Below are 12,469 nucleotides of genomic sequence, written 5' to 3'. Positions count from 1 at the left end.
ACAAGTATTTGGGTGTGTATGCTGGTATTCATCTTATTTTATAGGAGGAAAATGAAAATGAATAAGTTTTTCAAACGTTTGGCGGTTGGAGTTTTACTGCCATCATTACTACTATTAAGCGCTTGCGGAAGCGGACAAAATGAAAGCGCTTCAGCTGACGGTATTCAGAAAAGAACAATCAAAGCAGGGATCGGAAATAGTAAAATGCATCCACAAGGAAAAGGAATGGAGAAATTTAAAGAACTGGTTGAAGAAAAAAGCGGCGGGAAAATGAAAGTCCAAAACTTTTTTGATGCCACTCTCGGAGATGATCAGAAAATGACAGAAGCTCTTCAAGGCGGCTTACAGGAAGTAACTGTTCCTTCAACCTCACCACTTGTTGGCATGATTAAGGAATTTGGAATTTATGACTTCCCATTTGTCTTTAATAATGAAGAAGAAGCTTATACAGTACTTGATGGTGCAGTAGGAAAAAAACTTTTGGATAAATTACCGGAACATGATTTAGTAGGTTTGGGATACTGGGAAAATGGTTTCCGAAACTTAACCAACAGCAAACACCCTGTTAAAACGGCTGAAGATTTCAAAGGGCTTAAACTTCGTACCATGCAAAATGAAGTGCATTTAGATGCATTTTCAAAGTTAGGGGCGAATCCATCGCCGATGGCTTTCTCAGAAGTGTTTACTGCACTGGAAACAGGCACTGTTGATGGTCAGGAGAATCCACTAGCAACAATTCAAACGCAAAAATATAATGAAGTGCAAGAATACTTAAGTCTTACAAATCATGTTTATACACCATTTGTATTCCTTGTAAGTAAAAAGTTCTGGGATGACCTATCAGAACAAGAACAAGAAATCATGAGTGAGGCCGCACAAGAGGCTGGAAAGTATCAACGGGAAGTTAACCAAAAAGAAAATGAAAAGGCACTTAATTATCTAAAAGAAGAAGGAATGAAAATCAATGAAGTAGAACCGGAAGAAATGGAAAAAATGAAGAAGGCCATCCAACCAGTGACGGACGAATATGCCAAGAAATTCGGACCAGATCTTGTAGAGGAAATGATGAGCGAAGTTGAAAAAGTACGCGGTAAATAATCCAAATTGTTTGGAGGAAAGAAAATGGATATTATCTCTGAACTTTTACGTGAAATCCAATTACCGAAAATGGTACAAGTGAGGCAGAAATTTCGTACAACTCAAATCGCTGATGTAGCTGGTGAGGTGAAGAAGGCGATAAAAGAAGCAGGTGTCTTATCAAGAATAAATGAAGAAGACAGGGTGGCAATTGCAGTAGGAAGCAGAGGGGTAGCGGACCTTCCTACATTAGTAAGAGAAACGGTGGCTGCCGTTAAGGAGGCGGGAGGTAATCCTTTCATCGTACCTGCAATGGGAAGCCATGGTGGTGCCACGGCGGAAGGGCAAATCGATGTGTTGCTTCAGCTGGGTATTTCAGAAGAAGCGGTTGGAGCGCCTATCAGGTCATCGATGGAAGTTATTAAACTGGATGAGTTGCCAAATGGCCTCCCTGTCTATATTGATAAACTTGCTTACGAATCGGATAAAATCATAGTCATTAATCGGATAAAACCACATACAGCATTTCGCGGACCGGTTGAAAGCGGACTTATGAAAATGATAACTATCGGTTTAGGAAAGCAAAAGGGAGCCGAAGCTGCACATGCATACAGCTTTAAGTATATGGCGGAACATGTCCCTGAAATGGCTAAGGTTTCCTTGTCAAAAGCTCCTATCATATTTGGTCTTGCGTCGATTGAAAACGCTTATGATAAACCGGCGAAAATCGTCGCAGTTCCAGCGGAGGATCTGGAGGTAGTGGAACCGGGACTGTTGCTTGAAGCAAAATCATTGATGCCGAAAATACATTTCGATTCGATGGACGTACTTATTGTAAATGAACTCGGAAAGGACATTTCGGGGGATGGAATGGACCCGAACATAACGGGTAATTTCGCCACACCATATGCTACCGGGGGGCCAGACGTTAAACGGACCGTTGTACTTGGACTTACTGAAAAAACTCACGGTAATGCGAATGGCATTGGCATGGCAGATATGACGACAAAAGCCGTCATGAATGAAATAAAATGGGAAAAAGGGTATGCCAATGCACTCACCAGCACAGTCACAGATGTAGTAAAGCTCCCGATGTTTTTGGATACGCAGGAATTGGCTGTAAAAGCTGCCATCAAAACATGCAATGCCTTCGATTTGAATAAAGTGAGAATCGTAAGAATTAAAAACACGCTTGAAATCGGTGAAATTTGGATTTCTGAAAGCATGATGGAAGAAGCTTTAAAGAATGAAGATATAGAGATCTTGTCAGACCCAGAAGACTTGGCACTGGACTAAAAATCTTCTTTACTATTTTCATAGAACGAAAGAATTGATTTGAACTCAGAAAAGGAGTGCTGAAATGACACACCTATATCCACTAATTGATAACGAAATAAACCCTTACCGCGATAATGTGCAGGGAAAAGCAAATGAACCTATTACGGTTGCAGGTCTGTTGGACCGTTCGAAGCTGACGCTAGGCACCACATATGAAGGGGGGAAGCCCGATTGGACGCTTGAAGAAATTTATATGAGGCTCGAGAGGAATGCCCCGCGTATCGCAATAATCGGTGGTTCGTCCGATCATCCGGCCCATATAATGGATTACCAAACGTCAGCACGGGCAGCAATCCGCATTTGGCAAAACGGCGGCGTGCCGTTTCATTTCTCGACACCGGTAATGTGTGATGGCACTGCACAAAACAATCAAGGAATGAGTTACTCTCTCCAGAGCCGAAACGCGGTTGCACAAATGGTTGTCAACCAGCTGGAAGCTCACAGTTATCATGGTGCATTCGTCATTCAAGGGTGTGATAAGCAGCCTCTTGGTGTTGTAAGTGCACTCGCCCATGTTGATCGTGTTCGCCGAAACCGTGGTGAAGCACCCTTTTTCGCAACATTCGCACCTGCTCACGTATTGGAAGGCGGTTCGATTCCAGCTGACGTAATTGAAGAATTGGAAACTCTGGCGAAAAATGCGGAAAGCAAAGGAGCAGCCGATGTAGCCGTAGATTTACGAGATACGATGGCATATATATTGCAATGTTCATCGAATACTGCTTTCCAGGGCGTGTTTGAACGGGCCTATGAACGAGGAATATTGACGAAGGAACAGCATAAATACTTTGAAATGAGACTTGCTGTCGCAACATGTGACGGGCAGGGAGGTGTATGTGCCTTTAATGGTACGGGGAATAGTTCACGTCATTTAGTGGCAGGCATGGGTCTCGTACATCCAGCAGTGGAGCTGTTGACCGATCCGCCAACACAACGCCAGATTAACTCGGTGGTTGATAGCTTTGCCGGCATGATAAACGAAGAGCGCTACGGCGTGGCCAACATTGTCGCTGCGAACATAAAAAATGCAATCCGTATACACAGCGCATCGGGTGGTTCTACTAACTTAATGATGCATATTGTCGCAGGCATGCTTTATGCAGGATTCAAATTCAGTTTATGGGACCTTGACCGCATTCATCATTCACATCCAATTCCTGACTTATTTGATTACAGTTTGACAGAAGGAAGGGACATTTATTCACTTGCGATGCAGTGTTGTAGCGGGAAAAGCAGAGGAATGGAAACACTTTTTCATGAACTTATTGAGAATGGTGTACCAATGGATCAGGATGCGCCGACTGTCGCAGCAAAAACTTGGAAAGAACGTCTTTCGATCACAAATAGCCTAAAAGCAGTTAATGTTAAGAAAAATCAGGTCATTTTATCCAATCCACGACGTGGATTCAGCGGTGTTGATGTATTAAAAGGAAACTTCTTTGAAAGCGCCGTTGTAAAAATCAGCGGAATGCCGACACCACAGCTTGACCAATTCGACGATAAGCTTGCATTTGTCCTTTATTACGAAAATGAAGATGATGCAAATAAAAGCCTGCTCGATTCAAATCTGCTTTCAAAAATAAAAGAGCAAAATCTTTTCGAACATAATCTATTGCTAGAATCTCTTAAATACAACAATGAGTCGGAATGGTCTCTTCTAAAAACCGCTACCTATGGGGAATTATTTGACAGGATGGTTGAAGCCGGCACATTGAAAATTGCGGTTATTATCTCAGGGCAGGGGCCAGTGGCATTCGGAATGCCGGAAATGTTTACACCAATGCAACACATCAATGCAAATCGTGTTATGAAAAAAATCGCTACAATCATTAGCGACGGCCGCTATTCAGGAGTCACATATGGAGCTGCCATAGGGCATATGACACCGGAAGCGTATGAAGGTGGCGGCATAGGTTTACTTAAATCAGGGGATGTAATTCACCTTCAGCTTCGTGATCGACGAATTGATTTTGTAGATTCTACTAAACTTCATTCTGGAAAGGTTATTCATGATTTTGCGGATCATTTTAAAGAAGAAAGACAATCATTGGCAGCTGAACGCAAGCAGCGGATGAAAGTTAGACAGAAAATGGTTGCGGCAAGCAACAGGATGTTTGGGCATACAGATGCAGCAAATGGTGTTGTTCCAATCGCTGTCATTGAGGATGCGGTACTTGATTATGAACAAGATATTATATTCCATGAAAAAAAAGTAGAAATAAAGTGAGGTATGCTCGTCATAAATCCGATAATATAAAGGTAGACAGAATGAAAAGGAGTGAGGAACGATGCCTATCATCCAATCGGTGGAGCGTGCCTTGAAAATATTGGATTTATTTGATGAGCGTGAGCGTGAACTAACTATTACAGAGATAAGTAAGAGAATGAATTTACATAAAAGTACGGTTCATTCACTATTAAAAACCTTACAGGAGCATCACTATATTTCACAAGGCGAAGAAAATGGAAAATACTCGCTAGGATTAAAGCTATTGGAGAGGGGAAGCGTTGTTGTGACCCATCTCGATTTGCGCAATGTAGCAAGAAAACATCTTGAAGGGCTTTCAGCAACAACGAATTTGACGCTGCACCTTGTCATATTGGACGGGCAGGAAGGTGTCTATGTCGATAAAGTTGAAGGTACTGGGGTAACTGTCCTGTATTCCCGTATTGGCCGTCGTGTTCCGATTCATACAAGTGCAGTCGGCAAATCTCTTGTTGCAACCAAAACGGATAGTGAACTGGATTTGCTCTTGGACGGCTATGATTATACGGGACCGACAGAAAAATCGATTAGATCCAAGGAACAGTTTTTAGCCGAAATCGAAAAAGCACGCATTAATGGTTATTCAATGGATAATGAAGAAAATGAACCGGGCATTTTCTGTCTTGCCGTACCGATAAGAGATTATTCAGGAAAGGTAATCGCTGCAATGAGTGTATCGATGCCTGCTTCGAAAGTAAACGAAGAAACACATGAGTATTATGTACGTCTCTTAAAGGAATGCAGCAGTAAAATTTCACAGGAGCTCGGTTATGAATATCAAAAAATATAAAAAAAGGTTTGCCCTAAGGAGGAACTAGCAAATGAGAATTATTCGCTATGTACATGAAAACAAAAAGCAACTTGCTGCCGTGACAAACGAAAACAATGTGGTGGACCTTCCATTTACTGATTTTATGTCGTTGATTACAACGGCACGCCATGAAAACAGAACGCCGTTTGACATTGTAAAACAAATTGTCGCTGAAGGGAAAAAGCTGCCATTGGAAGGTCTTCAATTAACAACGCCTATCGACGCACCGGAAGTATGGGCATCTGGCGTTACGTATAAAAAAAGCAAGGAAGCACGTAACTACGAAGCTACGCAAGGAAAGCTGGACCGCCAAACTTTCTATGACAAAGTTTATGATGCAGAGCGTCCTGAGATTTTCTTTAAATCAACTGCAGCAAGAACTGTAGGACCGAATGACCCGGTATATTTGCGTTCAGATTCAAAATGGCAAATTCCGGAGCCGGAGCTTGGTCTTGTCATCGATAAAAAGGGAACGGTGCTCGGATATATCGCGGGTAATGACATGAGCTGCCGTGATATTGAAGGTGAAAACCCGCTTTATCTCCCACAGGCAAAAGTTTGGAAAAACTCTTGTTCCATTGGACCGGCCATCTTGTTAAAAGAGGCTGTTCCAGATCCATATGAGCTTAAAATCATGTGCCGGATTTTTCGAAATGAAGAAAAAGTATTTGAAGGTGAAGCGAAAGTAAACCAACTGAAACGAAAATTGGAAGAGCTCGTCGACTATTTAGTCTTAGATAATACTGTATTTGACGGATCCGTTTTACTTACAGGTACATGTGTGGTTCCGCCAAATGAATTTACATTGAAAGGCGATGACCGGATTGAAATCGAAATACCAGGGATAGGGGTATTAAACAATCCGGTTATCCAAAGTAAAGCAGTTCAAACCATTTAAGGGGTGACAAAATGAGCGAGTATAAAACACTTTACTTAAGTAGGGAGGATAGTGTAGCTGTCGCTTTATCCGAAATCCCTGCAAACACATCAGTAGTTGTGAAGTCAGACCTTGAAGAACTTGTCGTACCCATTCTTGAACCGATCCGTTTTGGACATAAGTTCGCAGTCAAGGCCATCAAACAAGGAGAAGACATAATTAAATATGGGGAAGTCATAGGTGCAGCCTCAGCTTTTATTCCCATTGGTGCACATGTTCATGTACACAATTTAGAAGGCAAAAGAGGAAGGGGTGACAAAATTGCTGAATGAAAAAATGCAGTTTTGGGGCTACCGCCGTCCGGATGGCCGCGTCGGTGTACGGAATCATGTACTGATATTGCCAACGATAACATGTGCAACTCAAACAGCTCAGCGTGTCACAGAATTGGTGAGTGGAACCGTCACATTCATTCATCAGCATGGCTGTGCGCAAGTGGGCACTGATTATGATCAAACGGCCCGAACCTATGCGGGGATGGGCATGAATCCAAATGTATATGGTGTCATAGTACTCGGACTTGGCTGTGAAACACATCAGGCGCACCGTATTGGGGATGAAATTGCCAAATGCGGTAAACCAGTGAAAACTGTATCGATCCAGGATCATGGAGGCACTCTTCAAACCATTGCCGAAGTATCTAAAATCGCAGTCAAAATGGTCCAGGATGCCTCGATGGTGCAACGTGAATTATGTGATTTTAGCGAGCTGATTGTCGGCACAGAATGCGGTGGGTCGGATGCATGCTCCGGCTTATCGGCGAACCCGGCAGTCGGACGTACTAGCGATTTGGTAGTTCAGCAAGGGGGAACCGCAATATTAGCGGAAACGACTGAACTCATCGGTGCAGAGCATTTGATCGCAAACAGGGCGGCAAATGACCAGGTAGCAAAAAAAGCGTATGCGGTTATTAAAATGATGGAAGACCGCTCGATTCAAATGGGCGTAGACATCCGCACCGGAAATCCAAGTCCGGGAAACATTGAGGGAGGTCTCAGCTCACTAGAAGAAAAATCCCTGGGGGCAGCGACAAAATCAGGTACAACCAGATTGGAAGAAGTCATTGATTATGCCCAGGTACCCACAAAAAAAGGGCTAGTATGGATGGATACGCCTGGCCATGACATTGAGCAATTGACGGGTATGGTCGCAGGCGGTGCCCAAATCGTTCTCTTTACAAGCGGAAGAGGCACGCCGACTGGTTCTCCTATTTCACCCGTCATAAAAATCTCGACTAATACACCAATGTTTGACAGGATGAATGAAAATATGGATTTAAATGCTGGTACGATCGTTGATGGTTTAGAAACCGTTGATGAAGTGGGCAGGCGCATCATGGAAGAAATTCAACATGTTTCTAACGGGAAACTAACAAAAGCGGAGATATTAAAGCAGCATGACTTTGGTATATGGAGAATTGGACCGACATTCTAAAACGAAAAAGGAGCTAAAAAGACTATGATATCAACTACATTTGCAACGAAAACATATAAAAATTTCATTAATAATGAGTGGGTGAATGCATCTTCTGGAAATACAATCCAAAGCATTAATCCTGCGGACAAAGAACCGGTTGGCTACGTACAAAGCTCAACCGAAAAAGACTTGAATAAAGCTGTAGCCGCAGCGCATAAGGCAAAAAGGGATTGGCGCAGGCTCGGCCAGTCTGCACGTGGGCAAATCCTTTTCAAAACGGCCAATATATTGGAAGAAAATCTAGATGAAATTGCCGAAACCATGACTCGTGAAATGGGTAAAACGTTACCTGAAGCAAAGGGTGAAACGGCACGGGGTGTTGCAATCCTGCGTTACTATGCTGGGGAAGGAATGCGGAAAGACGGCGATGTTATTCCATCATCCGATAAAGATGCCCTAATGTTCACGAAACGCAGCCCACTAGGTGTTGTCGGGATAATCACGCCATGGAACTTCCCGGTTGCAATTCCCATCTGGAAAATGGCTCCAGCTCTTGTTTATGGCAACTCAATCGTATGGAAACCGGCTACGGAGGGAGCCGTTACGGCTGCGAAAGTCATGGAATGCTTTACCAAAGCAGGCTTCCCTGAGGGTGTTGTGAATTTTATTACCGGTAAAGGATTGGTCATCGGTCAAGGACTCATCGATCATCCGCTTTTAAATGCGATCACATTTACCGGTTCTGAAAGTGTCGGTCAGAGCGTCGCAAAATCAGCTTCAGCCCGCGGGATAAAATATCAGCTTGAAATGGGTGGAAAGAATCCAGTCATCGTAACGAAAGATGCAAACATCGACCAAGCTGTCGAGGCGGTCATCAGCGGTGGATTTCGTTCTTCCGGCCAGAAATGCACAGCTTCAAGCCGTGTAGTCGTTGAATCGTCCGTCTATGATGAATTCAAACAAAAACTGGTAAAGGCAGCAGCGGAAATTAAAGTTGGCAACGGTCTTCAAGAGGGTATTTGGATGGGCCCATGTGCAAGCGAAAGCCAGTTCAAAACGGTCACAGAGTACATTGAAAAAGGCAAGCAGGAGGGTGCAAAACTCATACATGGCGGGGAGATATTAACTGGCGGAGACTATGATAGGGGCTTTTTCATCACACCAGCGATTTTTGAAGACGTGACGTCCGAAATGGAGATTGCACAGGCAGAAATTTTTGGACCAGTTATCGCGCTTATGAAAGCAACAGATCTGGTCGAAGCGATTGACTTGGCAAATAATACGAAGTACGGATTGAGTGCATCAATCTTCACATCAAATATTAGTTCAATTTTGGAATTCATCGATGAAATTGAAGCAGGTCTTGTCCGCATTAACGCAGAAAGCGCGGGCGTAGAGTTGCAAGCCCCATTCGGAGGCATGAAGGCATCAAGCACGGGTTCGCGAGAGCAAGGTGAAGCGGCGAAAGAATTTTATACAGCCATAAAAACGGTTTTTATTAAAGGTTCTTAACAAGTGCAAGGGAGGTTTCCATGTTTGAAAATCTCTCTTTCTTCAAAAAAACATTGCGAGGTGCTTGATGAAAATCATAAAAATTTCTTTATACAAAGTTCCGCCCCGCTGGCTGTTTTTAAAAATCGATACGGATGAAGGCATTTCCGGATGGGGAGAGCCTGTTGTGGAAGGCCGTGCTGAAACTGTTAAAGCAGCAGTTAACGAACTGACTGATTATTTGATCGGGAGAAATCCGAACGACATTGAAGATATCTGGCAAACGCTTTATCGAGGTGGATTTTACCGCGGGGGCCCAATTTTAATGAGCGCCATTTCCGGCATTGAGCAGGCATTATGGGATATAAAAGGAAAATACTTCAATATTCCTGTATACCAAATGCTCGGCGGCAAAGCACGTCAAAAAATTAAAGTTTACTCATGGGTCGGAGGAGATAGACCGGTGGATGTAGTTGCTGCCGCAATTGAAAAACAGAAAGAGGGCTTCCTTGCTGTCAAAATGAACGCATCAGAAGAAATGAATTACATAGATAGCTTTTCGAAAGTAGAAGCGGTCATCGAACGGGTTGCTTCAATCAGGGAAGCGGTTGGCAAAGACTTTGGCATCGGTGTGGATTTTCATGGGAGGATTCATAAAACGATGGCAAAAGCGATTGTAAAAGAACTGGAGCCTTACCGTCCCATGTTCATTGAAGAACCGGTGCTCCCGGAAAACAATGAAGCACTTCGTGAGATTGCCTGGCATACCACATGTCCGATTGCGACGGGCGAAAGAATGTATACGCGCTGGGGCTTTAAGCAGCTACTTCAAGATGGTTATGTCGATATAATTCAGCCGGATCTGTCTCATACAGGTGGTATTTTAGAAGGGAAAAAAATTGCCGCAATGGCAGAAGCGTATGATGTAGCCATTGCGCCGCACTGCCCGCTCGGTCCGATGACTCTTGCTTCATCCATTCATCTGGACGCAACGACACCGAATTTCATTATTCAGGAGCAAAGCCTTGGTATTCATTACAACGAAGGCATGGACATTCTCGATTATATGAAAAATCCAGAATTATTCGACTATGAAGATGGTTATGTGAACATTCCTGATAAACCGGGTCTTGGTGTGGAAATCGATGAGGAAAAAGTGATGCAGGCAGCTGAGGCCGGACATGATTGGAAGAATCCAATTTGGCGAAATGAGGACGGGAGCATCGCTGAATGGTAATAAAAGGAGGAAAAATAATGGACTTTCATGGCATCATTCCACCGGTAGTCACCTTATTTGATGAAACGGGGAACTTGGATTTGGAGTTGAACAGAAGGTATATCGACCTATTAATCTCACGGAATATTGACGGTATTTTGTTGATGGGCAGTTCAGGTGAGTTCTCCTCACTTACGACTGAAGAAAGGAAATTATATGTACGCGAAATGTTAAAGTACATTAACGGAAGAGTGCCAGTTATGGTCGGAGTCGGGCATACCGCATTAAAAGAGGTGCAAGAACTGACTTCTTATGCAGAAGAGCATGGAGCGAACGGTGTTCTCGTAGTCAACCCATATTACTGGAAGCTGTCTGACGAGCAATTATACCGACATTTTTCCAGTGTGGCGAACCATACTAACCTGCAAGTTTTCATTTATAACATCCCGCTCTTGACAGGTCAAAACTTATCCATCGAACTGATTAAAAAATTAGCCGAAGATCATTCAAACATTGCAGGTATTAAAGAGACGGTCAGTGATTTCGGCCACCTTCGTCAAGTGCTGGCGGAAGTGAAGAAAGTTCGCAGTGATTTCAAAGTCTTCTCCGCTTTTGACGAGCATTTGCTTCCGGCCCAAATGATTGGAGCAGCGGGAAGCATTAATGGAAGCGCGGTCTTTGCCCCGGAAATATCCGTACATTTATATGAATCGTATCATAAAGGAGATCTCGCTGAAGCCCAGAAAAATCATCAAGTGATTTCAAAACTGATGGATGTGTACAATTACGGTCCGACATTTTTTACAGCCATGAAGGAAGCTGTTCATCAGCGCTGGTTTGACGTTGCTGCTGGTCACCGTGCCCCATGCGATGTATACCCTGCTGATTTGGGTGACAAAGTAGCTGCACTCTTAAAAAATATAGATATGAAAGAAGGCGTCCAAAAATGAAAGAATCACGCGACTTGCTCGAAACGTTAGGCTACCCATCTACTGATCTTAAAGAACTTCCTACATCAACGAAAACATTTCCGGACGGTGCTCAATACCGCATTGAACTGCCAAGTGTAGAAGGCCCAGCGGCCCTAAAAGAAACATTGAAAGAAATTGACCGGCTTGGTTTGACTATTCACCGGATATCCCAGGGCAGCGGCATCATGCTTCAAACGGATGAAGAAATTAAAGAAATGTGTGAAATGACAGCAGAGCGCGGTATGGAGCTCAGTTTGTTTGTCGGTCCCAGGGGTTCTTGGGATGTCAGTGCGGGACCGCTTACGCCAGGAGGTAAATCCCAGGGAATCCGCCATGAAGGATCGGACCAGCTTGTTTATGCCATGGAAGACTTGAAAAGAGGAGCTGCACTTGGTCTTCGCGGTGCGTTAGTTGCAGATGAAGGACTCCTACTTTTAACGAAAGAAATGAAAAAACACGGACAGCTTCCGGAAGACTTTGTTGTTAAAGTATCGGTTCAAATGGGTTCAGCCAATCCAGTATCCGTTAAATTAATGGAAGACATCGGAGCGGATACCTACAACGTACCACCTGCATTAACGCTGTCCAAACTTGCAGCGATCCGACAATCAATAAACATTCCCATTGATTTATATGTTGAAGTTCCTGATACCTTTGGAGGCTTTCTTCGCTATTATGAAATACCGGAAATTATCCGTGTATTGGCGCCAGTATACATTAAATTTGGTCTGCGTAATCACCCTGATGTATACCCTTCAGGGAAACAATGGGAAAGTACGAACATCTCACTCGCTCAAGAACGTGTACGCCGTGCCGCAATTGGCATTCAAATGATCGAACGATACTATCCTGAAGCAATAACATCGAAACTCGGTGCAGAAGGACTCGGCATTGCAAAAATTGAAAAGGCAGCAGCGAAATAGATGTCTGGTCTTACTATAAAGGA

The 12,469-nt window shown here is 43.6% G+C and carries 11 protein-coding genes; all 11 read left to right on the top strand.

The features are described 5' to 3' along the window. Positions 1–51: 51 nt before the first annotated feature. A complete protein-coding gene (locus AC3WLU_RS14670; protein ID WP_400449381.1) occupies positions 52–1,098 on the top strand; it encodes a TRAP transporter substrate-binding protein in 1,047 nt (348 codons plus the stop codon). 24 nt (positions 1,099–1,122) lie between these two features. Beyond that, complete coding sequence (locus tag AC3WLU_RS14665; protein ID WP_187049475.1) at positions 1,123–2,373, top strand: nickel pincer cofactor-dependent isomerase, group 22; 1,251 nt, start codon at positions 1,123–1,125, stop codon at positions 2,371–2,373. Positions 2,374–2,437: 64 nt separating this feature from the next. After that, positions 2,438–4,642: a dihydroxy-acid dehydratase domain-containing protein gene (locus AC3WLU_RS14660; protein WP_413003385.1), complete on the top strand. Its 2,205-nt coding sequence runs from the start codon at positions 2,438–2,440 to the stop codon at positions 4,640–4,642. A 61-nt stretch (positions 4,643–4,703) separates the two neighbouring features. Next, a complete protein-coding gene (locus AC3WLU_RS14655; protein ID WP_063593711.1) occupies positions 4,704–5,471 on the top strand; it encodes an IclR family transcriptional regulator in 768 nt (255 codons plus the stop codon). A gap of 31 nt (positions 5,472–5,502) precedes the next feature. After that, the gene (locus tag AC3WLU_RS14650) at positions 5,503–6,390 is read left to right on the top strand and encodes a fumarylacetoacetate hydrolase family protein (RefSeq protein WP_034307150.1); all 888 of its coding nucleotides are present in this window, start codon (positions 5,503–5,505) and stop codon (positions 6,388–6,390) included. An 11-nt stretch (positions 6,391–6,401) separates the two neighbouring features. Next, positions 6,402–6,701: a UxaA family hydrolase gene (locus AC3WLU_RS14645; RefSeq protein WP_063576084.1), complete on the top strand. Its 300-nt coding sequence runs from the start codon at positions 6,402–6,404 to the stop codon at positions 6,699–6,701. 4 nt (positions 6,702–6,705) lie between these two features. Next, a complete protein-coding gene (locus tag AC3WLU_RS14640; RefSeq protein ID WP_063592552.1) occupies positions 6,706–7,863 on the top strand; it encodes a UxaA family hydrolase in 1,158 nt (385 codons plus the stop codon). Between the two features lie 24 nt (positions 7,864–7,887). Beyond that, positions 7,888–9,357, top strand: a complete 1,470-nt coding sequence (gene gucD, locus AC3WLU_RS14635) for an alpha-ketoglutaric semialdehyde dehydrogenase GucD (protein WP_492597463.1) — start codon at positions 7,888–7,890, stop codon at positions 9,355–9,357. A 67-nt stretch (positions 9,358–9,424) separates the two neighbouring features. Further along, positions 9,425–10,573 carry a galactonate dehydratase gene (gene dgoD / locus AC3WLU_RS14630; RefSeq protein ID WP_413003390.1) on the top strand — a complete coding sequence of 383 codons (1,149 nt, stop codon included), beginning with the start codon at positions 9,425–9,427 and terminating at the stop codon, positions 10,571–10,573. Between the two features lie 17 nt (positions 10,574–10,590). After that, entirely contained in the window at positions 10,591–11,502 is a 912-nt protein-coding gene (locus AC3WLU_RS14625; RefSeq protein ID WP_098185421.1) for a dihydrodipicolinate synthase family protein, read from the top strand. Beyond that, a complete protein-coding gene (locus AC3WLU_RS14620) occupies positions 11,499–12,446 on the top strand; it encodes a U32 family peptidase (protein WP_268565280.1) in 948 nt (315 codons plus the stop codon). Before AC3WLU_RS14625 ends, AC3WLU_RS14620 begins: the two co-directional genes overlap by 4 nt. Positions 12,447–12,469: the final 23 nt, after the last annotated feature.

It is taken from the genome of Peribacillus sp. FW305-BF15, assembly GCF_058783805.1.
Note: the sequence above shows the minus strand (reverse complement) of the source record. Positions and strands in the feature narration are given on the sequence as shown.